Genomic DNA, 26,352 nt, shown 5'->3' with positions numbered 1-26,352 from the left:
TCAAGTAGTTGGCTTTTTTTGTTTCTGCAAGTTTGTCAGTCCAACAAAATTGGCACATTTTTAGCATAACGCTTAAGCGTTAAATAATAACTTAATAATTAAAAAATATAAATCAAAAATGGGATTAAACATTAAACCATTAGCAGATAGAGTTCTTATTGAACCTGCTGCCGCTGAAACCAAAACTGCTTCAGGAATTATTATTCCAGATAACGCTAAAGAAAAACCGCAAAAAGGAACTGTTGTAGCAGCTGGACCTGGAACTAAAGATGAGCCTATTACAGTTAAAGTAGGAGACTCTGTACTTTATGGAAAGTATGCCGGAACAGAACTAAAGCTTGAGGGTAACGATTATTTAATCATGCGTGAGAGTGATATTTTAGCAATAATCTAAAATTGCTCTCAGCTATTAGCCATCGGCTTTTAGCACCAACTAAAAATTAATATAAATACTTAGCCTATAGCAAACAGCTAAAGGCAAAAAGCAAAATTAAAAAAATGGCAAAAGATATAAAATTTGATATTGAAGCACGCGACGGATTAAAACGTGGTGTAGATGCATTGGCTAATGCAGTAAAAGTAACTTTAGGTCCTAAAGGACGTAATGTAATTATTAGTAAAAGTTTTGGAGCACCTCAAGTAACTAAAGATGGTGTTTCTGTGGCTAAAGAAATTGAGCTTGACAATGCACATGAAAACATGGGAGCTCAAATGGTAAAAGAAGTTGCTTCTAAAACTAATGATTTAGCGGGTGATGGTACGACTACCGCAACAGTTTTAGCGCAAGCTATCGTTAAAGAAGGTTTAAAAAATGTTGCTTCTGGTGCTAATCCAATGGATTTAAAACGCGGTATTGATAAAGCTGTTGAAGCTATTACTATAGACCTTGAAGATCAAACTCAAAAAGTGGGTAATTCTTCTGAAAAAATAAAACAAGTTGCTGCAATTTCTGCAAATAATGATGATACTATTGGCGAGTTAATTGCTCAAGCTTTTGGGAAAGTTGGTAAAGAAGGTGTTATTACTGTTGAAGAAGCTAAAGGTATGGAAACTTATGTTGACGTCGTTGAAGGTATGCAATTTGACAGAGGTTATTTATCTCCATACTTTGTAACTGACTCTGATAAAATGGTTGCAGATTTAGAAAACCCATACATTTTATTATTCGATAAAAAGATTTCTAACTTACAAGAAATTCTTCCAATACTAGAACCAGTTGCGCAATCGGGTCGTCCTTTGTTAATAATTGCTGAAGATGTAGACGGACAAGCACTAGCAACCTTAGTTGTAAACAAACTAAGAGGAGGATTAAAAATTGCTGCTGTTAAAGCTCCAGGTTTTGGTGACAGACGTAAAGCTATGTTAGAAGATATTGCTATCCTAACAGGAGGTACTGTTATTTCGGAAGAAAGAGGGTTTACCTTAGAAAACGCAGATTTATCTATGTTAGGTTCTGCGGAAACAGTTACTGTTGATAAAGACAATACCACTATTGTAAATGGTTCTGGTGATGCAGAAGCTATTAAAGCTAGAGTTAACCAAATTAAAGCTCAAATTGAAACAACGACTTCTGATTACGATAAAGAAAAGCTTCAAGAACGCCTAGCAAAATTAGCTGGTGGTGTTGCTGTACTTTATGTTGGTGCCGCTTCTGAGGTAGAAATGAAGGAGAAAAAAGATCGTGTTGATGATGCTTTACATGCTACCAGAGCTGCTGTAGAAGAAGGCATTGTTGCTGGTGGTGGTGTTGCTTTAGTAAGAGCAAAAGCTGTTCTAGCAAAAATAACTACAGACAACTTAGACGAAACTACGGGTGTTCAAATCGTGAACAAAGCTATTGAAGCTCCATTAAGAACCATTGTTGAAAATGCTGGAGGAGAAGGATCTGTAGTTATCAATAAAGTTTTAGAAGGCAAAAAGGACTTTGGTTATGATGCCAAATCTGAAGCATATGTAGACATGTTAAAAGCTGGTATTATTGATCCTAAAAAAGTAACTCGTATTGCTTTAGAAAATGCTGCTTCTGTGGCAGGTATGATCCTAACTACAGAGTGTGCTTTAATCGACATTAAAGAAGATGCTCCAGCTATGCCTCCAATGGGTGGTGGCGGAATGCCAGGAATGATGTAGTCGAGAGCCTCGACAGACAATTATAATAAAAAAACGCTTCAAATAAATTGAAGCGTTTTTTGTTTTGTACTTGTATGTATTTCAAAATAAGTCAATAAGATATGAGTCCTAATTTATTGTTTTTCTATCAAAACTACCCAATCTTTATTTAGATTTTGACCTGAAGAACGAATAGGTAAACCTAAACTACTTGTCTCACCTCCCCTAATAGTTTTTATTGTTCCCGTTTGCAAATCCCCTCCATAAACAGGATTATACCACATTACAATAAAATCTCCTTTAGTTTCACTTAAATCAATAGTATATGAATTTGTTTTAGGAATATAAACAACATAAACCTCATCTTTCTTTCGTAAACAATATCCTTCTTTGGCATTTATCAGCGTATGCTTTGGTTCCATTTCCCAATAAGGAATATATTTATTAAAAAAAGTTTTTGCATGATTCGTTATCTCCCAAAGATTATTTCTTTCCCTCCAATCTTCTGAAGTTAAATCATTATGAGGATGCTTCCCTCCAAAATACCATTCTACTCCAGCTGCCCCAGATAATAATGTTCCCCATAAAACATATTGTCTTAACGAATTATGTATAGTATCTTCAGAATCTAACAGAGCTCCAGTATGCCACAATCCTATTTCATCCATCGTTATAAGCCAATCATTCCCATTTTTTTTCGACTTTTTTCGCCACTTATCAACAATCAAACTAGCTTCCTTGCGCTCTGACTGTTGAAGTGATAAACCATCTAAATCTTTACAATCCAAAATATCATTTAGAATATCTTCCCTAAGAGGGTCTTCAGCATGAGTATGCAATACTACAGGGTGATTATAAGGATCTGTATCTTTTAAAAACTTTGCCATAGCTTTTCGTTGTTTATCATTTTGGCCTTTTGGAGACCAATATGCTGGTCCATTTTCCTCTCCCAAATTCCAAACAAGCCCAAGATGATGACCAAATCGAGCAATAAGCTCTCTTAAATACAATTGACGCATAGGTCCGGTATCACCACCATCAAGCAACGTTTCATTTTCAGTCTCTTGAATTACTAGGTGCATTAGCATTCCTTTTGATTCCATATGATCGAAAACTATATCCCATTGCTCTAATTTACTAACATCAAATCGCGTAAAATCATCTGGAGAAACATATGGCCACACATCTTTACCATCTCCTAAAATGTTCATGGTTATAAAATACGCCGCATTCATCCCTTTAGAAGATAAATAATTAATAGCTCCAATTAAAGCTTTCCCCTTACCTTTTTTCCAAGATGGATCTCCTGTTTTCCAATCATTGAGATGAGCTGCATAAGCATGAATAGAATCTGGTGCCACTGCCTCCCATTCTCTTGATTCCGCAACTATACGATAACTATCATCAAAATCTTTATAAGCCAATAAATTCTCTGGACTATTTGCTCCTACTTTCAACCAATAATTGTTAGTTCCTCGAAATTTAAAATATCCTGAACTTGCTTCTAATATACCTTTCCCTCTAAAATCGTCTCCTTCTTTATCTGAACGCACAACAATAAACCGCCCTTTTTTACTATTTATTAACTCACTTTTACCACTCGAGGGTTTTAGAGCTATACTATCGCCTTTATATAGGGAAGCGCTATAAGACCAATCCCCTAACTTATCGGGTTTAAATCTCACTTTCCATATATTCCCTTTTGAAGCACTAGTCTCGGCAGAATTACCATCTGCGGCATAAAACCCATAAACCTTTTGGCTAAATTCTTCATTATAAAACTCAACCTCTAACCTATAATTTAAAAATGGGTTATCCTTATCAGATTCTGATGTTTCTGGTCCTTCAATACCTAATGTAACAGTATGCCATTGCTTATGCACAAAAGTGGAATCTACGAATTCGGTGATTGAATTAGCAGCATGTTGTCTAGGTAGTTTTAGTCTCTCAATTGTGGTTAACTCAGGGCTTCCTCCCCTGTTAGCACAACCAGACGCTGTATATACATAGTCTTTAATTATTGCAAACCCCGTTCCATGTCTTCCTTGATTAAAGGATGGCCACTTGCTCCATGTATTTGTTTTTGAATTATAAGCTTCTACTTCATTATGTGCAGAAACCTGTTTCACACTCTCTCCTCCTCCAATAACAATATCATTATTCCACGTAAACACAAAACTACCAGCGCGTTCAGTTGGAATGGCCGTATTATTTTTAACTACTTCCCATTTATTATTTTGAAAATCATAAATATTTCCATGAGCAACTGTCAATTCCATATCTTGATCTGTTTTTTTTGATGTCGTTCTACCTCCAAAGGCATATAACTTATCATTAACTACTGCAGCTTGAAAATGATCACGAGCATTTGGCGCATTATCTAAAACAGTCCATTGGCCCGTTTTAGGGTCATATTCATCAAACCAAGGTTTATAGCCATTATTATGGCCATGTGTTATTCCCCCAACAACATATATTTTATTATTATAAACTACTACTCCTGCTCCTCCCCGTCTTCGATGTTTAGGTATAGAATGACTAAACACATATTCGTCCCGATCTGGGTAATAAATGATAACCTTATCCAAAGGTTCTTCGGTTGGCCATTTACCTGTCATCGCACCAACAATGTAAATAGCACTATCTAAAACTACTGGTTGAAAATGGTGAAGCTCAATAGGAGGCTTTGATTTTGACTTCCAAGTGCTAGAAATAACATCAAACTCTGAAGTTGGATGAATCCCACGGCCACCTAACAAATATAGTTTCGACCTATAAGAAACGAATCCCGCTTCGTGTCGCTTTATTGGTTCATTTTGGGTTGTTATAGTTTCCCATTTCCAATTTTCAAGAATATCATTTTTACAGCTTTGAAAAAAAAACGCTGTTATAAGTATTAGCATACATGTCCGCCAGAATCGTATCATAATATGGAGTATTTTAAAAATAATAAAGTAATTCATTTTTTATACGATAAAGCTACTGACAGAAACTTATTTTAGGTAGAACAAATGCTGCGGTCAATATAACGTTTTAATCAAAATGTAAACAAAGTTAGTATACAGCACAGGTTAAGGCGTTTTTATTTTACTAAAGTCTAGTGAATAAAAAAAACCGAAGTATCTATACTTCGGTTTTTTTTATTTCAATTTATAAACTTTCTATAATCAATTTATAAAAAATCATTTATATCAAAAGAACTTGCACTAGCTGCTTCTCCGCTGACCAATACAAATTTAACATTAATTGTACCTTCTTCTAAAATAGAAGAAAGAAACACCTTTCCGACTTCAATTGCCACCATTTCAACAAGAATTACTGTAGATAGTATAGGCTCTTCTTCTGTCCCCAGATTTTGTATATCTGAAAAAGGTAGCGCGAACCAAACCGTAGGATCTGCCGTTACATAAGCATAAACTAAACCATTATCAAAAATATCTTGCGTCAACTCAGGAACACTAAATTCATTTACACCAGGACTTAACGTTTGATTTTCTAATAGTACAGTTACGGCTCCACTTCCTTCTCCACTTTCTCCAGCGGGCCCTTGTTCTCCCTGCTCACCTTGAGGCCCCTGGGGTCCTTGTACACCTTGAGGTCCTTGTTCTCCAGGTGCACCGTCTTCAGCAGAACATGAAAAGGCAAGAACAACCACAAGAGCTAATAAAATATATTTCATTTTTGATAAAACTGTTTTCATAGGTAATTTTTTAAGTTATTACTTTACTAAGTGTTTTTGATATTTTTTTCCAATATCAAAAAACGAATTTAAACTTTTTTTTGCACAAAACCATTTAAAAACATCCAAACCAACATTATCGCTTGATTTTCAATATATTACCTTAAGGCTCATGATCTGCTTTTACCTCAAGATCTCTATATCTACAACATGGATGTACTGTTGCATAAGCTTCATCTGTAGCTTTCAAATCTTCAGTATCATGACCTGCAGCTAGCACTTTTGATTGAATGGTTTCAATAGTTGTTTTACGTTCATCATAAATTAATCTCAACTCATGCGTCTCAACATTCCATACTGCCGATTTTACTCCTTTCGTGTTCAAACTCGCTTTTTCAATTCTTGTTTTACACATTCCGCAAACTCCATCTACCTCTAGGCTAGCTTTTGCATTTTTGTTCTGTGCTATAGTTACCGAACCTATCAGTAACATGGTAATCATAATTATATTTTTCATTTCTTATTTATTTTAATTTAAATCTTAATCCAGCATAATACAAACTTCCAAAAATTGGACCATACACAAATGTGGTATCGAAATTAGGTCCAAACGGATCTTGACTTGATAAAATAGGATTAGACTGTCTAACATTTGTAATATTCTCACCTCCTAAATATACTTCAAATTTAGAAGTAAACACTTTTGTTATTTGCGCATTTAAGGTTGCCAATGTTGGTGTGTATTCTGGTAATTGATATTCAATGGGATTGCTTACTGTTGAAGAAAATCTTTGCTTACTCAACCAATTAAATGTTGCATCAAATTTCCATTGCCCTTGCTCACTAGCCAACCTTTTAGTTTCATAAGATACATTGGCAAATAAACGATGTTTTGGCACCAGTGGCTTATCTAGTTCACCAGAATTATACTGTGTTTTAACTTCATAATACTTATACGCCAAACGTAAATCGAATCCCTCTAAAGCACTATAATTCAATTCGGTTTGAAAACTGTTCGCGAAGCTTTTCCCTTTTAAATTATAAAAATTCACCTCTAAAGGATTTTCATAATCTACAACCACTTGGTTTTTAAAATCCGTTTTATAATAATCAATAGTAACATCTGCTTTTCTCCCAAATAGATTAAACCCTTGTAAAAAAGAAAGCCCGTAGTTCCAAGCTATTTCAGGATTTAACCCATATATATTCCCATTAGAATTTTGAATATTAATAGTTCTCGAAGTGGAAAACATTTGTTGATTTTCAGTAAAAATATTGGCACTACGTTTTCCTCTTCCAAAAGATGCTCTTAAAGCCGACTTTTCCCATGGTGTATACCGCGCATGAACTCTTGGAGTTATAAATGTTCCCAACAAATTATGGTTATCCATACGGATTCCTGCAGTTACATTTAACTTTTCTAGGTTATCGTAATTATATTCAAAAAAAGCGCCAACTGATGTTTCAGTTCTCTCATATTTTGGAGCTAAATTTTCCGCATCAATTAATTCATTATAATGATCATAAGTATAACTGATTCCTGTTTTTATTTTATGCCTCGAATCACTTATAATCGAATTATAAATTGCATTCGAGTATACACTATTATGTTCAATATTATACTGATTCAGTCCAAAATACGAATCTTGTCTATGATTGCTATAAGCCCCTTGTACACCTAAACTTTGATAAGGAACTTCTGGATTTACATAACCAAACTTTGCCGATACCTCATAACGCCTTGTATCAATCTCACTTCCCCATGCATTAGTTGTAAGTTTATCAGTTTCAGGATTAAAATTTAACTCCCCTGCCTGCTTTTCATCGTTTAAAAACTTGAGGTTAATAAAACTTACCAAACCCTTTTCTGCATTTGTGTATTGCCATCGATTCATAATATTAACTTGATTATACTTGGGCATATCAAGAAATCCATCATGATTAACATCATGTGTTTTATTATGGGTATTACCATGTAAATATAATCCTGTATCCCATTTACTGCTCACTTTTGTATTAATATGTGTATTCAGCTCCATGCGTTCACTTGAGGCTCCGTATATATTAAGGAACAGTTTATTATCTGTAGATGGCTTTACCAATTCCGCATTTATTTGTCCCGCAATGCTTTCATAACCATTAACAACACTACCTGCTCCTTTAGTTATTTGAATACTCTCCACCCATGTTCCGGGAATAAAACTTAAACCAAAAGCCTGAGAAGCTCCTCGAATAGATGGAATGTTTTCTGTAGCTATTAAAATATATGGGGTAGTAAGTCCTAACATTTTTATTTGACGTGTTCCGGTAACGGCATCAGCAAAATTCACATCAATTGACGGATTAGTTTCAAAGCTTTCAGACAAATTACAACACGCGGCCTTTAAAAGTTCATCACTACTAACTGTAAATGTATTAGTCGCTTTTAAATAAGATTTGGCTGTTGCCTGCCTCCTAGATTTAACGGTTACAGCATCCAAATTATCAGTAGGTTCCAACCAGTGACGAACTGTTTTTGGCTCAATAATCGTTATAGTATCAGTTTTAAAACCTACATAACTAATGACGAGTTTTTTATACTCTGGTTTATAAGAAAGTGCAAACCTGCCATCAATATCTGTGACCGCGCCCACATTACTATTTAGCCAATACACATTAGCTCCCGGTAATCCGATATTCTGATTCTCAGAATTAGCTTCCATAACCACACCTTCAATTTTATCTTGAGAAAATAAAAACGTGGGGAAAATTAATAGTGCCATGAGTATTTTTCTCATCTACCCAAATGTTTTAATTAACATGATAATGGCCATAAGTATCATGACGGTATTTTCAATAAAAGTAGCTTTTGTCATGGGAAGCTTTAATGCCGTTCCTAAGCATGCGCATGGAATAGTTTTTTTACCCAATAACGATTTTACCACACCTACTGTGGTTATGCCCAAAATAAAAAGAGTTATAACTAATGCTATTGAAACTTTAAAACGCATTAAAAACATTAATCCCAATACCACCTCAATAAATGGATAAACCCAAGCATAAATAGGGACTACCTGTGCAAGCGGGTCATACATTCTAAATGAATCTGGAAACCCTTTTAAATCTAACAGCTTAAAAAAGCTGAATACGATGTAGAACATCCCCATGAAATCGAACATAAAACTACTCGTGTTCCAGTTTTCATAATTGATTAATATTGAAGCTGAAATGATATATCCAAAGATTAAGAATAAAGGAAATAGCTGCCTCAGTTGACTTTTATGCTCTACATTATGACTTACTTGGTCTTGAAATATATTTTTTTCTGAAATAATATATTTATCCGATAAAACACTTTGTAAGTTTTTGTTCGAAATATGCGTTAACATTTCTATAACCGCTTCAGATTTCTCTAAACTTACTGAAGCACTTATAACTCCCGACATTTGATTTAATGCCTTTTCAACAGATGTTCTGCACCCATTACAGGTCATACCTGTAACTGTATATGTATGTTTCATTTTGAAATAAATTTGAATTAAAAAGAATTATTATCCGTTATTACGGAATCAAAAAAACTTAGTAAATCAAATAAGAAAAACTTGGTCTAAGACTTGAATATCAGAAACCAAATTAGGTGGAGAATAATCCTTGTGCGGAATAGTTTCTTTCGGTAAACTTTCAAAACCATTAATATAAGTGAATGTAAAAGCTACTATAAACTTATGGTCTTCAAAATCTAAATCATCAAAAGAGTTCACATTTAATTCATCTTGACCCTGTATCACATCAATTTCATCCTTGCAGCATGATTTTCCCAGTAATAATTCCTGAGCCTCCATACCACATTTTTCAGCTTCTACAAACATGGAAATATCCACTAAAACATCACCGCAAAAATGTTTTTCAATAGTAAAAGATACTGTTGAGAACAAGACAAGAATTGCCAGGACCGCCGAAAATAATTTATATGACATTTGTTTTATCACAGTACAAAAATACTAAAAATGACAATTTCAAAAGCATTTTATCAAATGTTTAACATTCAGCTCTTATACTTATGATAATAAAACGCGGGAATTAAAAGAATTAAAATTATAGGCTGAATCAAAAACCTACGCACATTAAAAAACAAATAATAATCTTCCTGTTTGGGGTTAATCACAAAATACATATAAGCCATCATGAGCAAAACAAATGCTAATAAATAGATCATTCCTGAGAATTTAACCACACTTCTATCCTTAAAAACCAAAAACAGAATGACCAACGAAATAATGGTGTTTAAGGCATATCGTAATACCGTTGAAAATATAAGTTTTGCTACTTCTCGTCTTGGACTATCTATGTACAAATAATCACTTTGAAAAAAAGTTAAATAAGGGTCGTAAAACAAAGTGTCTTCAAAAAATCTAATTAAAACCAAGCCTATGATTAAAACAGAAACTAATATGTAAGATAGCGCTCTAGACATTTTCTGATTTTAGTTTAGAAAATCTGTTTACCCAAAAAATCCAAAGTAAAAATACAAGTCCGTAAATAATCGCTGGAAAAATGACCGTATGTAAAATATTCTCATATTCTGGGTAATGATATAAACCCATTGATAATAGCACCATTCTCAATAAATTAACCGAATAAATTAAAACACTTCCTGAAATCACATAAAAAAATGTTGTTTTTAATTTTCCTGAAAACGCAACTATAAATGATACAAAAAGAATGATAACACTTAAGCCATTACACCCTTCAACAATACGTGCAATATACTTTTCATTCATAATAACTTTCATTGAAGGCTCGGCTTTATGTGCTAAAACTTCAGCTGTATAACCAAAAGTAGTTAATACATTTTGTGTTTGAACTGCTACTAAATTTGTAAAATAATCTGGGTAAAACTTAGAACCATTTGAATACTGCAGGTAAAATTTATAACCTACAGACAGTATCGCATACACCAATAAAAAAACAGAAATGAATCTTATAACTGCTTTATATTTCACAAAAAGTTCTTTCACTTTGTATTGTTAATTTTAATAAAACGGAATATCTAAATTACGCCTTTTTAAATACTTTTACCAAAACTTTGTATCAATGATTTTTGAAAAACTAAAAACACATGTAGAAACTATTGTTTCGAACGCAGAGAACTCAACAAACGAGAAACTTTTAAATATTTGCGAATTGTTAGAAAAACATATAGAATATTATAATTGGGTTGGTTTTTACTTTAGAAATGGAAATAAAGAAGAATTACTACTGGGACCATACGTTGGTGCTCCAACCGATCATACCGTTATCCCTTTTGGAAAAGGGATTTGCGGACAAGTAGCTGTTAGTAACGAAAACTTTGTGGTACCCGATGTTACTGCTCAAGACAATTACATTGCCTGCAGCATTGCGGTAAAAGCAGAAATTGTAGTACCCATTTTTGTAAATAATGAAAACGTTGGGCAGATAGATATAGACTCTAACACCTCAAACCCATTTAACAAAGACGACGAACACTTTTTAGAGTTTGTTAGTAAAAAAGTAAGTGAAATTATATAGTTGTTGACAACTTGAATGTTTAGTTAAAAAAACACCATACTTTTTGAAAAAATATGAGCTTATTTTCTAAAGGAAATAACTACTTTTGCATTTTACAAAAAATCACACTTAAATTTAACTAAAAAACAAATTGAACATCTCATTTCCATAACACTGAGAATTCAAATAAAACATTAAGAATGAGCAACGAAAAAACCATCAAATCAGCACTAATTTCAGTTTTTAGTAAAGACGGTTTAGAACCAATTGTAAAAGAATTAGACAAACAAGGTGTAACCATTTATTCTACTGGTGGAACCGAAAAATTCATAAATGATTTAGGTGTAAATGTTGTTCCTGTTGAAGATGTAACCTCTTACCCATCAATTCTTGGCGGTCGGGTAAAAACATTGCATCCAAAAGTATTTGGAGGTATTTTAAACAGGCAGAACCATGATGGAGATGTTGCTGAGTTAGCCGAATATGAAATTCCTCAAATTGATGTGGTCATTGTAGATTTATATCCATTTGAAAAAACTGTTGCTTCTGGAGCTAGTAATCAAGATATCATTGAAAAAATTGATATCGGTGGAATCTCTTTGATAAGAGCCGCAGCAAAAAACTATGCTGACGTAATTTGTGTATCGTCTGTTACTGATTATGCCGAATTTTTAGAATTGATTTCTGCAAATAACGGTACTATTTCAGAGGAGGACAGAAAGCGTTTTGCTGGAAAAGCATTTAACGTATCTTCCCATTACGATACTGCTATTTTTAATTACTTTAATCAAAACAACGAGGAAACAGTTCTGAAAATTAGCGATCAAAATGGAAAAACATTACGTTATGGTGAAAATCCACACCAAAAGGGCTTTTTCTTTGGAAATTTTGATGAATTATTTTCAAAACTTCATGGAAAAGAATTGAGCTACAACAACCTTTTAGATGTTGATGCTGCTGTAAATTTAATGTTAGAATTTAAAAATGACGCACCTACCTTCGCCATTTTAAAGCATAATAATGCTTGTGGCTTAGCGCAACGCGATACTTTACACCAAGCCTATGTAGACGCCTTAGCGGGCGATCCTGTTTCTGCTTTTGGTGGAGTTCTAATTAGTAATAAAGAAATTGATGTTACTACTGCAGAGGAGATTCATAAATTGTTCTGTGAGGTAGTCATTGCTCCTTCTTTTTCTGCTGAAGCTTTAGAAATATTGAAAGGAAAAAAGAACAGAATTTTATTGGTTATTCATGACATTGAAATGCCAAAAACCAATGTAAGAAGTTGTTTAAATGGAGTTCTTGTTCAAGATAGAAACAATATAACTGATAAAGCTACTGATTTAAAAACGGTAACAAACTTATCGCCAACTGATGCTCAAATAGAAGATCTGTTGTTTGCTTCAAAAATTTGTAAGCATACTAAGTCTAACACCATTGTATTGACAAAAAACAAACAATTATGTGCTAGCGGAACAGGGCAAACGAGTCGAGTTGATGCCTTACAACAAGCTATTCATAAAGCAGAGTCTTTTAATTTTGATTTAAATGGGGCGGCTATGGCCAGTGATGCGTTCTTCCCATTCCCAGATTGCGTTGAAATTGCAAAAAAAGCTGGAGTTTCTTCGGTAATTCAACCTGGAGGCTCAATCAAAGATCAACTAAGTATTGATTACTGTAATGAGAATAATTTAGCCATGGTAATGACTGGAACACGCCATTTTAAGCACTAAATAAAATCACATAAACATAAAAAGAGCACCTTAAGAAAGGTGCTCTTTTTTGTGTTGGGTCCTACTTTTTAGTTTTTTATCACCCTTTTTGTTGCTATATTCCCTGAAACCTTGTCAGTTATTCTTACAAAATAAGTCCCACTAACTAATCTATTCAAATCTATAGTATTATTTCTTGAAGATACTTGAGTTGTTAATACTTGCTTACCCAAAATATCAATAATTTGAATACCCAAATCAAGGTTTCGATTCCCCTGATAATTAATAGTAATCGAATTTTTTGATGGATTAGGATACACTTCAAAACTGAAGTTAGCCTCAAAACTGTCTAAACTTAAGGAATTACAATCTGTTCCCGTAAACCTTGTTACCGAAATTGGGTTCGATAAATCGAAACAACCTGATAAATCAAATACATTTGTGGCAGAATCTAATCCGATATCACCTGTATAGCGAACATACCAGATATCGCACACTCCTGATGGCGCTCCCTCTAAATTAAAAGGACCAGATGCCGGTGTACCCAATATATTATTCGTCGCGTTATCTGTAATAACATAAATACCATTTTCTCCATCTAAAACGCCTACGTCTACAAATTCTACCGCAATTAAATCATCTATGCCTTCTCCTACGCATATACTTGCTGTGGTATCTGTGGTTCCTTCTATTTGAATAGCTCCTGCATTTACACCTGATCGAGTTACCGAAATTGGATTTGACAAATCAAAACAACCTGATAAATCGGATACATTTGTTGCAGAATCTAATCCTATATCACCAGTATAACGCATATACCAGATATCGCAAACTCCTGATGGTGCTCCCTCCAAGTTAAAAGGACCTGATGCTGGTGTACCTAAAATATTATTCGTCGCGTTATCTGTAATAACATAAATACCATTTTCTCCATCTAAAACGCCTGCGTCTACAAATTCTACCGCAATTAAATTATCTGTACCTTCTCCGACACATATACTTGCTGTGGTATCTGTGGTTCCCTCGATTTGAATAGCTCCTGCATTTACACCTGATCGAGTTACCGAAATTGGATTTGACAAATCAAAACAACCTGATAAGTCAGATACATTTGTAGCAGAATCTAATCCTATATCACCAGTATAACGCATATACCAGATATCGCAAACTCCTGATGGTGCTCCCTCCAAGTTAAAAGTACCTGATGCTGGCGTACCTAAAATATTATTCGTCGCATTATCTGTAATAACATAAATGCCATTTTCTCCATCTAAAACGCCCGCGTCTACAAATTCTACCGCAATTAAATTATCTGTACCTTCTCCCACACATATACTTGCTGTGGTATCTGTGGTTCCCTCGATTTGAATAGCTCCTGCGTTTACATCGCATGCACTCCAACTTGCAGCTGATCCACCACTCATTGTATTATAAGGCGTATTACCTGAAACAAAATTATCGGCATTGTCCCATCTACCAGCATCAACAGCTTGCCCAACTCTAGCCTGATTTCCGGCACCCCATTGCACGTAGGCTATCAAATCGGCTGGTAAACTAGACCCAAAGTTAGAATTGCTAAATAAACTTAAACCATCCATGTCTTCGTCCATGACATAAGATAATTTAACACTTGCTCCACCTTCGAGCATTATACTTCCACTTACTGGAGCAAGTGATCCTACTTGAACATATGTACCTGGTCCCAAGCATAGTTGATAATCTGATAAACCAACTGTAGATACTCCTGGATTTGAAATTATAACCGTATTGGCTACCGGATCTACACTTGTAATTATTACATCTTGCGCAATAACTTGTGTAATTCCTCCTATTGTAAATAGGAGTACAAGGCATAAGCCTCGTAATTTTCTTCTAAGTAATCCTTTTTTCATCACAATTATTTTTAGTTATAAGAAATATTTTCATAAAACTACTAACTGACAAACAATTAAAATGTTAGCTAGCTAACATTTTAAAAAAATCATGTTCCCCAATAAGGTTTATACTTTTCAACAAAAAAATATCGACGAAAACTTTAAAAAAAAGAGAAATAATATATTTAGGATATTTTGAATCGTATATGATTCAAATATTTACCAACTTTTATTACTTTTACGGGATTCGTTTTTAAACCACATTAAACTATTATTACCACATGGGATTTTTTGACTTCCTTACCGAGGATATTGCGATAGATTTAGGTACTGCAAATACTCTTATTATTCATAATGACAAAGTTGTTGTTGATGCACCGTCTATTGTAGCTCGGAATCGGGTCACTAGTAAAATCATTGCTGTTGGTCAAGAGGCAAGTTTAATGCAAGGAAAAACACATGAAAACATCAAGACCATTCGCCCCCTAAAAGATGGCGTAATTGCAGATTTCGATGCTTCAGAGCAAATGATAAGTATGTTTATTAAAAACATTCCTGCCTTGAAGAAAAAGTTTTTCACGCCTGCTCTTCGTATGGTAATTTGCATTCCTTCTGGAATTACCGAGGTTGAGATGCGCGCTGTAAAAGAAAGTGCAGAACGTGTTAATGGTAAAGAAGTGTATCTTATTCATGAGCCTATGGCTGCTGCTATTGGTATTGGTGTAGACATTATGCAACCTAAAGGAAATATGGTTGTTGATATAGGAGGTGGTACAACTGAAATTGCCGTTATTGCCCTGGGAGGTATTGTTTGCGACAAGTCTGTTAAAATTGCGGGTGATGTCTTTACAAATGATATTGTATATTACATGCGCACACAGCACAACTTATATGTAGGTGAACGTACTGCTGAAAAAATAAAAATTCAAATTGGTGCTGCGACTGAAGATTTAGAATTACCTCCAGAAGATATGAGTGTTCAAGGACGTGATTTATTAACTGGAAAACCAAAACAAGTTTCAATATCTTATAGAGAAATTGCTAAAGCTTTAGATAAATCTATACTTCGTATTGAAGATGCTGTTATGGAAACCTTATCTCAAACACCACCAGAATTAGCTGCCGATATTTATAACACCGGAATCTATTTAGCCGGTGGAGGATCCATGCTTCGTGGTTTAGACAAACGTTTATCTCAAAAAACAGACTTACCTGTTTATATTGCTGAAGACCCCTTAAGAGCCGTTGTTAGAGGAACAGGTATTACCCTTAAAAATTTACCTAAATACAAAAGTGTATTGATAAAATAGAGACCCTATAATTCATGCAGCAGATTATTAATTTTATAATAAAGAACAAAAACTTTTTGTTGTTCTTTTTGCTGTTTGGTATTTCTCTTCTTTTTACCATTCAATCGCATTCGTATCATAAAAGTAAATTTATTAATTCAGCTAATTTTTTAACTGGAGGAATTTATAACTCTGTTAATAACATTAACAGCTACTTCAATTTAAAATCTCAAAACCAACTACTTTCAGAAGAAAACAAAAGATTACGTTCACTATTAATTAATAATGGATTTAAAACTGACTCCATTTTTACTGATAGTCTTATGTTTAATAAATCATATCGATTTTACACTTCAAATATTATAAAAAACAGCTATTCATTAAGCACAAACATTCTTACGATTAACAAAGGTAAGAACGATAGTATAAAACAAGATTTTGGAGTTATTTCATCTAAGGGTATCATTGGGATTATAGACAAAACCAGTAACAATTATGCTACGGTAATTTCTATTTTAAATACAACGAGCAAAATTAGTGCCCAACTAAAAAAAACCAATCATTTTGGAACTTTAACATGGAATGGAAAATCTCCAGAATTCGCTCAACTTATTGACATACCTAAAATTGCTCCTGTAAAAACTGGAGACACTATAATGACTTCAGGAAGGTCTTCCATATTTCCAAAGGGCGTTCCAGTAGGTATAGTTGAAAATTTCAAATTAGACCAGGCTGAAAACTACTATGAAATTAACCTGAAACTATTTAACGACATGACCAATATCGAGCATGTTTATATCATAGAAAACGTAAATACCTCAGAAATAAATAATTTATTTAATGAATAATATATTTTCTGTACATACTGTTCGTTTCATTACCTTAGTTATATGTCAGGTTTTAATACTAAACCATATTAACTTTATGGGTTACATAAACCCATATATTTACATTCTATTTATTGCTTTATTTCCTATTAAAAATAGTAGAATCACTCTCATTGTTTTAAGCTTTTTAATTGGTTTAACCATAGATTTATTTCTAGATACAGGAGGAATTCATGCAGGAGCTTCTGTATTTATTGCATACGCCCGACCTGTTATTTTAAAAACATCTTTTGGAACAATTTACGAGCACCAGTCTATTAAATTCAATACCGTTGATTTTGGCTCAAAACTAACATACTTTGCTTTATTGACAGTTGTTCATCATTTAGTTTTATTCTCTCTAGAAATTTTTAGTTTTTCAAAAATACTTTTGGTGCTTCAGAAAACGTTATTCTCTAGTATATTTACTATTTTATTGAGTGTTATTATAACTATTATTTTCAGCAGAAAATCTAAATGAGACAATTTTTACTTTTCATAACAATTATTGCTGTTGGTGTTTTGTTTATTTCAAGACTATTCTATCTGCAGGTGTATAATTCTAGTACGCATAATCTTTTTGAAGATAATGCGATTCGAAAAGTTTATGACTACCCCAAAAGAGGTTTTGTTTACGACAGAAATGGCGAACTACTTGTTGCCAATCAACCATCTTATGATGTGATGGTTATCCCTAGAGAAGTTGAACCATTAGATACACTGGAATTCTGTAGTCTACTAAAAATTGATAAAGAAAAATTTATCAAAACATATAATAAAGCAAGACGCTATTCTCCTCGATTACCATCTGTGTTTGTTTCTCATTTATCCAAAGAAGACTATGCGGTATTGCAAGAGAAGATGCGAAAGTTCAGGGGGTTTTATATCCAGAAACGCTCACTAAGGAATTATGAAACGACTATAGGCGCAAACGTTTTGGGTGATATTGGTGAAGTTAATAACCGCATAATTAAAAGGCGACCTTACTATAAAATGGGTGACCTTATCGGGAAACAAGGCGTTGAAGCGTCATATGAAAAAACCTTACGTGGCGTAAAAGGGATAAAATTTATTCAAAAAGATAGATTTAATAGAAATATTGGCCCTTATAAAAATGGGGAATTTGATACAATTCCTGAACAAGGTAAAGACATAACTATCACCATTGATGCTCAACTTCAGGCATACGGTGAATTACTCATGAAAAACAAAAGAGGTGGGGTTATAGCTATTGAACCATCTTCAGGTGAAATTTTGGCCATGGTCGCTGCTCCTACTTATGATCCTAATATTTTGGTGGGAAGAGATCGTTCTAAAAATTTTACAAAACTTTTCAATGACTCTATAGCAAAACCTTTGTTTAATAGAAGTTTACAGGGTGTTTATGAACCGGGCTCTCCATTTAAATTAATGAATGCCTTAATAGCACTTCAAGAAGGTGTTATGTCCCCAAATGAAACAGTTACATGCCATGGAGGTTATAGGTACGGAAATCGTATCATGAAATGTCATTGTAATTATGGTACGCGTAACGATATGATTGGTGGTATTCAGCGCTCGTGCAATGCCTATTTTGCCACAACCTATCGTAAAATTTTAGATAAAAACGGAAGTGCCTCAGATGGCATTAATACTTGGAGTAAACATGCCAGAAGTTTTGGTTTGGGGCAGTTTTTAAATAATGATTTATTTGTTGGACAAAAAGGAAGAATACCCGATAGAGACTATTACAAACATATTTATCCCAAAACCTTTTACTCTACCTATACCATTTCAAATGCTATTGGCCAAGGTGAGGTAGCAACAACCCCGATACAACTCGCAAACATGGCTGCCGGTATAGCAAATAGAGGCTATTATTATACTCCCCATATTATAAAACATATAGAAGGAGAAACTTTACCTGAACAATTTACCAAAGCAAAATACACCTCTATAGATAAAAGGCACTTTGAGCCCGTAATAGAAGGCATGTATCAGGTTTATAAAAAGGGTACCGCAGCATCGTTACAAGTTAAAGACATTGACATTTGTGGTAAAACAGGAACCGTAGAAAACTTCGTAAAAATTGATAGTGTAAAAACACAGCTAACAGACCATTCAATTTTCTTAGCTTTTGCACCAAAAGAAGATCCAAAAATTGCCATTGCCGTTTTTGTTGAAAATGGCTACTGGGGAAGTCGATTTGCTGGAAAAGTAGCTAGTTTAATGATTGAAAAACACATCAAAGGATACATTACAAGAACCGATTTAGAAGAGTGGCTTTTAAAACATAGTCTTGAAAATGAGTATGCTAAACCGTATTCTGGAGAGCCTTTCAGAATCAATGGAGGCACCACACTACAAATTGTTGAAGAAAAGGAATACTTTCAATTAAAAAAGAAACTAAAAACTATAAATAAACCAAAAAGTTAATGGTTAGGGATACTAACAGACATTTTAAATTCGATTGGATTACCATTATTCTTTTCTTTTTATTAGTTGGATTTGGGTATTTAAATATTTTATCGGCATCTCATACAGGAAATGATATAAGCTACTTCGACTTAACTCAGCCATTTGGTAAACAATTGATTTTCATATTTTTAACCTTTGGCCTCATTGTGCTATTACTGGCTATTGATGCTAAGTTTTATGAACGGTTTTCGAGTATTATCTATATTATAGCTATGCTCTCTTTGGTAGGCTTATTTGTTTTTGGAAAAAACGTAAATGGGGCTACTTCATGGTACGCTATAGGTGGTATGACGCTTCAACCAAGTGAGTTTGCTAAAATGGCAACTGCACTTGCCGTAGCAAAATATGTTAGTGATTTGAACACGAACATTAAATCATTTAAAGATCAAATACAAATATTCATTATCATAATCATACCTGCTATTTTGGTTTTATTACAAAATGACACAGGAAGCACACTGGTTTATGCATCTTTCTTCTTTGTATTATATCGTGAAGGTTTACCAAAATTCTATTTAGCCATTGGTGTTGCATTAATCCTTATATCTATTTTATCATTAAAGTTTGGAGCTATTATAACATCTATTATGGCTTTTATTTTTCTTTTAGCTTTTCATTTTTTGAGTAAAAAAAAGATAAGGATTTTTGAGTCAATTTTAATTTTCATAGCCGCAATCGCTATTTCATTTGGTGTTAAATTCTTTTACCAAAGCATTTTACAACCACACCAGAAAGATAGAATTAGCCTATGGCTCCGTTTAGAAAAAGACCCTGCTAAGCTTGAAAAAATGAAACAAACCTTTGCCTATAACCTAAACGAATCTGAAAAAGCTATTAGTTCGGGCGGAGTCACTGGTAGAGGCTTTATGAAAGGAGAAAGAACCACCGGGAAATTTGTACCCGAACAACATACCGATTATATTTTTAGTACTGTTGGTGAGGAATGGGGTTTTTTAGGAAGCTCTTTTGTGGTGATTATATTTGTCTTACTCTTATTGCGTATTTTACATTTAGCCGAATTGCAAAAATCCCAATTCAGTCGAGTTTATGGTTATGGTGTAGCCTCAATCATTTTCATTCACTTTTTTATTAATATTGGAATGGTTATGGGCATAATTCCTACTATAGGAATACCTCTCCCTTTGTTTAGTTATGGGGGGTCTGGATTATGGGCTTTTACTATTTTAATCTTTATTTTTATAAAATTGGATTCGAATAGAATTAATGAATGGTAAACCATAATGGTCTCTAATCATCTCACTCAAATGAAAAAAATTATTACTCTTTTTATTGGATGCATCCTAATTACTGGGTGTTCGAGTTCAAAAAGTGCTCTTGAAAAATCTTTTACTGCTGAAGAAACTACTCTAATCATGAATGCAGACGGTCTTAAACCCATGCGTGTTTATAAAATTGATAGTAAAAGTGACTCTTTGCTTTTACGAACCAAGAGTAATTACATCAAACCAAACCCAAAAGACCCGGTTTTACAAAGTTTTGTAAAGCGTTTATACGCAACAGTTAGAGACAGCATATCTATGGGGGTTGGCATTGCGGCTCCACAAGTTGGCATTTTAAAGAATATAATTTGGGTGCAACGTTTTGATAAAGAAGGTATGCCTTTTGAAGTATACCTAAATCCAAAAATCACTAAATACTCAGAAAAGACACAAACCGTTAAAGAAGGTTGCCTTTCTATACCCAACAGAAGCGCCACTTTGAGCAGTCGTTCTCTTATTATTTCTATAGAATATGACACGATGAAGGCAGAGCATAAAACTGAATCTATTGAAGGTTTCACCTCAGTTATTTTTCAACATGAAATAGATCATTTACATGGCATCTTATACCTTGATCATCTTCGAAAAGAAATAAATGATGTAAAAAAAAGTAAATAATTATTTTTTTAATTCTAATTTTTCAGCAAAATAATCACAGAAATCCTTCATAGTAGCACTCATTTTATCATCTTGAGTTGCTCTATGAAATGTATCACTCATAGCCACTAAGGTTTGATGAAAAAAGACTTTCATTTCATCAACTGGCATATCTTTGGTCCACAAATCTATACGAAGTGTTTCCTGCGTTTTAGCATCCCAAACAGCAAGCATCATAGCTTTGGCCTCTTCATTAGTTATACCACCGTCCTGAGCTGTCCAATGTAATTTTTCGGGCACACGATTATCGTCTAATTCTACATTAAGCTCTATTTTAGAAGTTATTTTATTTGCCATTATCTTCGGGGTTTAAATTTTGATTTATTGAATATCTCCATAGGATCTTTCGCAATCATATCTCTAAGGGACACATCATTATTATTCATGTATGCTCTAACAATTTGCCAACCTATGTATTGCCCTAAACGCCCTGGAGAACCGGTATCGATCTCCTCTAAATAAAATTTAGTAAATGGTGCCGGGTTTATAAATCTACTTGGCAACTTGGAATCTGTACTATATAAAAGTTCGTGTTCTACAAAATAACGCCAGATATAGTCTTCATTGGCTCGAGCCCAATCCAACTCAGATTCACTGTAACCTATACGTTCTGCCTCAGACTTAAACGGAATAACAACATCTTTAAAATAAAGTTGTTTTCCAAAATAAATCATCTCATCTAATAAAGACTTTCGTTTTGGCTGAAAAATCAATTTTTCAGAATATTTTGTAGCCAAATCAACTACAATCTGTTCTTTCTTTAAATCATTTCTTTGATACCTTGGAATAGCCCCATAAAACTCATGGTTGCTTCCCAAATAAGCATCTAATGCAATAACCGCAATGGTATCTGTAACAATAACCCTGTTTCTATAATCAACATCGTTTGTTACCGTAATGATTCGAGGTGACCTAAATTCAGAAAAATAATACTTTAAATGGTTAAATAAATCTTCTATTTCAAGTTCCACATCTTCAAAATCAGAAAAACTCTTATGCACTTCACCAAACAATTGTACCTGCAAAGTATCCGCTCTTTTATCTAACCAAAATGTATCAGAGTATTTTTCGGAAAACATAAAAGGGTAACTAGCCTTAAGACTAGAAAGACTCTCAGAAGATACTGTTGCAAACAATCTATCAAAGCGTTCAACTTCAATATCAGTATTAATTCTCGCTATCTCATCTTCTAACTTATCATCTTTATTGCAGGAAATAAGTGTTGAGAAAACAAAGAAGACAGGTAATACTAGTCTCATGAAAAACTTAGTCAACATAAATTTTTATAAATTAGACGTATGGGTTATTTTTGTTTGCAAAGGTACTATTCTTATAACAAAATTCATTCAAAAAATGCAAACAGAAAAAGTTATCAATCATATTGTAAATTGGTTAAAAGATTACGCCAATAATGCTGGTGTTAGCGGTTTTGTAATAGGGATATCAGGAGGTATTGATTCTGCGGTTACCTCTACTTTATGTGCAAAAACAGGGCTTAACGTATTATGCGTTGAAATGCCAATTCATCAAGCAGAAAGTCATGTAACAAGAGCTCAAGAGCACATTGCACAACTCAAGACTCAATTTAAAAATGTAAGTGATACGCGTACCGATTTAACACCCGTTTTTGAAGAATTTAAAACAGAAATATTTTTTGATGGGGATCAGAAAACAATAGATATGGCCTTAGCAAATACCAGGGCTCGCTTAAGAATGACAACCCTTTATTATTACGCTGGTTTATATGGTTTATTGGTAGCTGGCACAGGTAACAAAGTTGAAGATTTTGGTGTTGGTTTCTATACAAAATATGGTGATGGCGGTGTAGATTTAAGTCCAATAGCAGACTTACTAAAATCACAAGTATATCAATTAGGTGAAGCCTTAAAGGTACCAGAATCTATAATGATTGCGCAACCCAGCGATGGCCTTTTTGGTGACGCAAGAAGCGATGAAGATCAAATTGGAGCCTCTTATCCCGAACTAGAATGGGCTATGGCCATGGACGACCAAGGTAGTAGTCCCGAGGATTTCACAGGAAGAGAAGCTGAAGCATTTAAAATATATAAACGCTTTAATAATGCTAACAAGCATAAGATGATCCCTATACCAATTTGTGAAATTCCTAAGGAATTGATATAAAAATTGCAAAATATGTAAAAAAGTATTACTTTTACCGTTAGCTTATTCTCTCATGTGTAACCTACTCTTTTATTAGGTTCATAAAAAGCTTTAACTTATGATAAAATTATTAATAGCGGATAACCATCCGATCACAAGAAAAGGACTAGAAGTACTTTTCTCAGCCTCTCCTAACATTAAAATTGTTGGAAGTTTAGACGATGGCCAGGCCATCCTAGAATTTGTAAAGAAAAATCCAGTAGACATTATTTTGACTGAAGCTGATTTCCCGAAATTAAACGGGTTAACGCTTTTACGGTATTTAAAAAATGATTTTCCGGATATTAAAACCATTATTTTTAGTGGTCAACCTGAAGAAGTGTATGCCATAAACGCCATTAAAGCTGGTGCTGCAGGGTACATAAACAAATCGGTAAATGTTATTACCATTAATGAAGCTATATTAAAAGTAGCTGAAGGCGGTATTTATTTAAGTAATGATTTGACACAGCAATTAGCGTTTGGCTCAAGAGTAAATAAAGGAGGAACCTTTTACAAAAAACTATCTACAAGAGAAGCAGAAGTTTTAAAACTTCTTACTATAGGTAGAAAAAACAAAGAAATTTCAAAAGAGTTAGACATTAACGAAAAAACCGTTAGTACTTACAAAGCACGATTGATGCGTAAACTTAAAGTTACTAATTTGGTAGATTTGGTTAATCAAGCTAAGCTTTCACAACAATTATAGTACTCGATTTAATTTTCGAGACAATAACATTTTTAGACCCGAATAGTCTTTTACTTCTTCAAGTATATTTCTATTCGTGTCTATTTTGTTTTTAAGTGTTTCCTGTTGAAAGCCTTTTACTTTTTGATCTATTAAATAACACCGAAGGCTTAATATAGTTTCACTTACTAACTGCGCTACAGTAGTTAACTTCTCTTTCGGAAAAATATTCATTCTATTCCAATTATCCAGTGAATATCGCTCATCTTCCATTAAGATTGTAGTGATTTCATTGGCTGTATTTTGATCTACAGAATTAATAAATGTTTTAAGTTCAAATTCAACATCCTGATTTAACCGATCAATTATGGTGTAATAAAGACTTTTAAACTGTGGGTTGGTAAATTCCATTTCATCATCTTGCAAGTCCAAATAAATTTTTTCAAAAACTTTGGCTTGTTGAATAACAGGCTCCAAACCTAACTCCCCTTTATCATTTTCTTTTAAGACTAAATCTTCAAAGTCCTCAATCATATTTCCATATAACAGCAAAACTTCAATAATTTTACGTTCTAATACATACTGAACATCAACCTTTTTTACGGGCTCTTGATGTTTAATAACTTCAAAAGCTTTTTGCTCTGATTTAAACTTTTTACTTTCCTCTTGAGTCTCCTTTTTATTAATCTGGGCGAGGGTACTAAACAGCACCTCTTCGCTAATATCCATAATTCTGGAACACTCCTGAATATAGATTTCTCGTTTTATTCTATCCGGAATCTTAGAAATACTATTTACAATATCTCTAACAGTATCTGCTTTTTTTATAGGATCATTCTTAGATTCTTCAAACAAGATCGAAGCCTTAAATTGAATAAAATCTTTTGCGTTATCACTTAAATATGACGATAATTCTTCTAGTGTATTTTGTTTTGCAAAACTGTCCGGGTCTTCTCCTTCAGGAAAAGTACACACTTTTACATTCATACCTTGCTCCAAAATAAGGTCTATCCCTCTTAATGAAGCCCGCATACCCGCCGCATCTCCATCAAATAAAACGGTAATATTTTTAGTAAGCCTATTTATCAATCTAATTTGCTCAGAGGTTAAGGCAGTACCCGAAGAAGATACCACATTTTTTATACCCGTTTGATGAAATTGAATTACATCGGTATAGCCCTCAACTAAATAACAGTTATCCTCTTTAGCGATGCTCTGCTTAGCATGATAAATACCATACAATACTTTACTCTTATGGTAAATATCGCTCTCCGGTGAATTTACATATTTAGCTGCCTTTTTATCAGTAATTAGTATGCGCCCACCAAATCCAAGTACACGGCCACTCATACTTTTAATAGGAAACATAACCCGCCCTTTAAATCTATCAAAACGCTTGTCTCCTTTTACAATACTGAGTCCCGTTTTTTCTAAAAATTCAAGTTTATAACCCTGTTTTAAGGCTTCGTCTGTAAAGGCCTGCCAATCATTTAATGAATAACCTAATTGAAATGTTTTTATAGTATCTTCTGTAAACCCGCGTTCCTTAAAATACCCCAATCCAATAGATTTTCCTTGGTCTGTTTTATGCAATATTTTTTGAAAATATGTATTGGCAAATTCACTTACCAAGTATAAACTTTCACGTTCATTAGCCTTCTCCTTTTGCTCATCAGATTGAACCGTTTCTTCAATTTCAATGTTATACTTTTTAGCCAGATATTTTATTGCTTCCGGATACGTAAAATGTTCATGCTCCATTAAGAATGATACCGCTGTACCGCCTTTTCCCGTTGAAAAATCTTTCCAAATTTGCTTCACTGGAGACACCATGAAACTTGGCGACCGCTCATCACTAAAAGGGCTTAAACCTTTAAAATTACTTCCAGCCTTTTTCAACTGTACAAAATCACCAATAACCTCCTCTACTCTAGCGGTTTCAAAAACTCTATCTATGGACGATGCTGATATCAAACGACTTAATTAAAATATAAAAGTAATGCAATATATTACTTTTATCAATTGTGAATACTATTCCTGTAATACATAAATATCTAAATAATAATATGGATT

24 protein-coding genes are annotated in these 26,352 nt (G+C 33.7%); 12 read left to right on the top strand and 12 right to left on the bottom strand.

Going from position 1 to position 26,352, the window contains the following annotated elements; translation table 11 throughout:
• Positions 1 to 118: 118 nt before the first annotated feature.
• Positions 119 to 394 (top strand): co-chaperone GroES, encoded by a 276-nt coding sequence (gene groES, locus Q0857_RS05790; RefSeq protein ID WP_298532994.1) that lies wholly within the window; start codon positions 119 to 121, stop codon positions 392 to 394.
• Between the two features lie 104 nt (positions 395 to 498).
• Complete coding sequence (gene groL, locus Q0857_RS05785) at positions 499 to 2,130, top strand: chaperonin GroEL (protein WP_298532993.1); 1,632 nt, start codon at positions 499 to 501, stop codon at positions 2,128 to 2,130.
• A gap of 113 nt (positions 2,131 to 2,243) precedes the next feature.
• Here the strand turns inward: groL and Q0857_RS05780 are convergent, their stop codons facing one another.
• The 8 genes from Q0857_RS05780 to xrtF form a co-directional block, all read right to left on the bottom strand.
• Positions 2,244 to 5,036 (bottom strand): DUF5060 domain-containing protein, encoded by a 2,793-nt coding sequence (locus Q0857_RS05780; protein ID WP_298532991.1) that lies wholly within the window; start codon positions 5,034 to 5,036, stop codon positions 2,244 to 2,246.
• Between the two features lie 245 nt (positions 5,037 to 5,281).
• Positions 5,282 to 5,809, bottom strand: coding sequence for a hypothetical protein (locus tag Q0857_RS05775; RefSeq protein ID WP_298532990.1), 528 nt, complete (start codon positions 5,807 to 5,809; stop codon positions 5,282 to 5,284).
• 142 nt (positions 5,810 to 5,951) lie between these two features.
• Positions 5,952 to 6,305: a heavy-metal-associated domain-containing protein gene (locus Q0857_RS05770; protein ID WP_298532989.1), complete on the bottom strand. Its 354-nt coding sequence runs from the start codon at positions 6,303 to 6,305 to the stop codon at positions 5,952 to 5,954.
• A gap of 7 nt (positions 6,306 to 6,312) precedes the next feature.
• Positions 6,313 to 8,565, bottom strand: a complete 2,253-nt coding sequence (locus Q0857_RS05765) for a TonB-dependent receptor (RefSeq protein WP_298532988.1) — start codon at positions 8,563 to 8,565, stop codon at positions 6,313 to 6,315.
• Complete coding sequence (locus Q0857_RS05760) at positions 8,566 to 9,288, bottom strand: MauE/DoxX family redox-associated membrane protein (RefSeq protein ID WP_298532986.1); 723 nt, start codon at positions 9,286 to 9,288, stop codon at positions 8,566 to 8,568. It lies immediately after the preceding gene.
• Between the two features lie 66 nt (positions 9,289 to 9,354).
• Positions 9,355 to 9,744 (bottom strand): hypothetical protein, encoded by a 390-nt coding sequence (locus tag Q0857_RS05755; RefSeq protein WP_298532985.1) that lies wholly within the window; start codon positions 9,742 to 9,744, stop codon positions 9,355 to 9,357.
• A gap of 68 nt (positions 9,745 to 9,812) precedes the next feature.
• Positions 9,813 to 10,241: an exosortase F system-associated protein gene (locus tag Q0857_RS05750; RefSeq protein WP_298532983.1), complete on the bottom strand. Its 429-nt coding sequence runs from the start codon at positions 10,239 to 10,241 to the stop codon at positions 9,813 to 9,815.
• Positions 10,234 to 10,785: an exosortase family protein XrtF gene (gene xrtF / locus Q0857_RS05745; RefSeq protein ID WP_298532981.1), complete on the bottom strand. Its 552-nt coding sequence runs from the start codon at positions 10,783 to 10,785 to the stop codon at positions 10,234 to 10,236. The genes Q0857_RS05750 and xrtF overlap by 8 nt, the downstream gene beginning before the upstream one ends.
• Before the next feature lie 76 nt (positions 10,786 to 10,861).
• On the opposite strand from xrtF, the gene Q0857_RS05740 reads away from it, so the two are divergent.
• Positions 10,862 to 11,317 carry a GAF domain-containing protein gene (locus tag Q0857_RS05740; protein WP_298532979.1) on the top strand — a complete coding sequence of 152 codons (456 nt, stop codon included), beginning with the start codon at positions 10,862 to 10,864 and terminating at the stop codon, positions 11,315 to 11,317.
• A gap of 179 nt (positions 11,318 to 11,496) precedes the next feature.
• Positions 11,497 to 13,029, top strand: a complete 1,533-nt coding sequence (gene purH / locus Q0857_RS05735) for a bifunctional phosphoribosylaminoimidazolecarboxamide formyltransferase/IMP cyclohydrolase (RefSeq protein ID WP_298532978.1) — start codon at positions 11,497 to 11,499, stop codon at positions 13,027 to 13,029.
• A 68-nt stretch (positions 13,030 to 13,097) separates the two neighbouring features.
• Here the strand turns inward: purH and Q0857_RS05730 are convergent, their stop codons facing one another.
• Positions 13,098 to 14,900, bottom strand: a complete 1,803-nt coding sequence (locus tag Q0857_RS05730; RefSeq protein ID WP_298532977.1) for a T9SS type A sorting domain-containing protein — start codon at positions 14,898 to 14,900, stop codon at positions 13,098 to 13,100.
• 263 nt (positions 14,901 to 15,163) lie between these two features.
• Here Q0857_RS05730 and Q0857_RS05725 point away from each other — a divergent pair, with 263 nt between their 5' ends.
• Genes Q0857_RS05725 through def form a run of 6 tightly spaced genes read left to right on the top strand, consistent with a single transcriptional unit; the run spans position 15,164 to position 21,392 of the window.
• The gene (locus Q0857_RS05725; protein ID WP_189359432.1) at positions 15,164 to 16,192 is read left to right on the top strand and encodes a rod shape-determining protein; all 1,029 of its coding nucleotides are present in this window, start codon (positions 15,164 to 15,166) and stop codon (positions 16,190 to 16,192) included.
• Positions 16,193 to 16,206: 14 nt separating this feature from the next.
• On the top strand, positions 16,207 to 17,019 hold the full coding sequence (gene mreC, locus Q0857_RS05720; RefSeq protein ID WP_298532974.1) for a rod shape-determining protein MreC: 813 nt from the start codon (positions 16,207 to 16,209) through the stop codon (positions 17,017 to 17,019).
• Positions 17,012 to 17,518 carry a rod shape-determining protein MreD gene (locus Q0857_RS05715; protein WP_298532973.1) on the top strand — a complete coding sequence of 169 codons (507 nt, stop codon included), beginning with the start codon at positions 17,012 to 17,014 and terminating at the stop codon, positions 17,516 to 17,518. Before mreC ends, Q0857_RS05715 begins: the two co-directional genes overlap by 8 nt.
• On the top strand, positions 17,515 to 19,452 hold the full coding sequence (gene mrdA, locus Q0857_RS05710; protein WP_298532972.1) for a penicillin-binding protein 2: 1,938 nt from the start codon (positions 17,515 to 17,517) through the stop codon (positions 19,450 to 19,452). The genes Q0857_RS05715 and mrdA overlap by 4 nt, the downstream gene beginning before the upstream one ends.
• Positions 19,452 to 20,729 carry a rod shape-determining protein RodA gene (rodA, locus tag Q0857_RS05705; RefSeq protein ID WP_298532970.1) on the top strand — a complete coding sequence of 426 codons (1,278 nt, stop codon included), beginning with the start codon at positions 19,452 to 19,454 and terminating at the stop codon, positions 20,727 to 20,729. The genes mrdA and rodA overlap by 1 nt, the downstream gene beginning before the upstream one ends.
• A gap of 30 nt (positions 20,730 to 20,759) precedes the next feature.
• Positions 20,760 to 21,392: a peptide deformylase gene (def, locus tag Q0857_RS05700; protein ID WP_298532969.1), complete on the top strand. Its 633-nt coding sequence runs from the start codon at positions 20,760 to 20,762 to the stop codon at positions 21,390 to 21,392.
• On the opposite strand, the gene gldC is transcribed toward def, so the two are convergent.
• Together gldC and gldB are read right to left on the bottom strand one after the other, a co-directional pair.
• On the bottom strand, positions 21,393 to 21,728 hold the full coding sequence (gene gldC, locus Q0857_RS05695) for a gliding motility protein GldC (RefSeq protein WP_298532968.1): 336 nt from the start codon (positions 21,726 to 21,728) through the stop codon (positions 21,393 to 21,395).
• Complete coding sequence (gldB, locus tag Q0857_RS05690) at positions 21,728 to 22,690, bottom strand: gliding motility lipoprotein GldB (protein WP_298532967.1); 963 nt, start codon at positions 22,688 to 22,690, stop codon at positions 21,728 to 21,730. Before gldB ends, gldC begins: the two co-directional genes overlap by 1 nt.
• Positions 22,691 to 22,784: 94 nt before the next feature.
• Between gldB and nadE the strand changes: the two genes are divergently transcribed.
• Together nadE and Q0857_RS05680 are read left to right on the top strand one after the other, a co-directional pair.
• Positions 22,785 to 23,573: an NAD(+) synthase gene (nadE, locus tag Q0857_RS05685; RefSeq protein ID WP_298532966.1), complete on the top strand. Its 789-nt coding sequence runs from the start codon at positions 22,785 to 22,787 to the stop codon at positions 23,571 to 23,573.
• Between the two features lie 97 nt (positions 23,574 to 23,670).
• The gene (locus tag Q0857_RS05680; RefSeq protein WP_298532965.1) at positions 23,671 to 24,300 is read left to right on the top strand and encodes a response regulator transcription factor; all 630 of its coding nucleotides are present in this window, start codon (positions 23,671 to 23,673) and stop codon (positions 24,298 to 24,300) included.
• Here Q0857_RS05680 and dnaG read toward each other — a convergent pair.
• A complete protein-coding gene (gene dnaG / locus Q0857_RS05675) occupies positions 24,295 to 26,253 on the bottom strand; it encodes a DNA primase (RefSeq protein ID WP_298532964.1) in 1,959 nt (652 codons plus the stop codon). The genes Q0857_RS05680 and dnaG overlap by 6 nt on opposite strands.
• Between the last annotated feature and the right edge of the window lie 99 nt (positions 26,254 to 26,352).

Origin of the sequence: uncultured Algibacter sp., from assembly GCF_947495925.1 — a bacterium.
GTDB lineage: Bacteria > Bacteroidota > Bacteroidia > Flavobacteriales > Flavobacteriaceae > Algibacter_E.
Note: the sequence above shows the minus strand (reverse complement) of the source record. Positions and strands in the feature narration are given on the sequence as shown.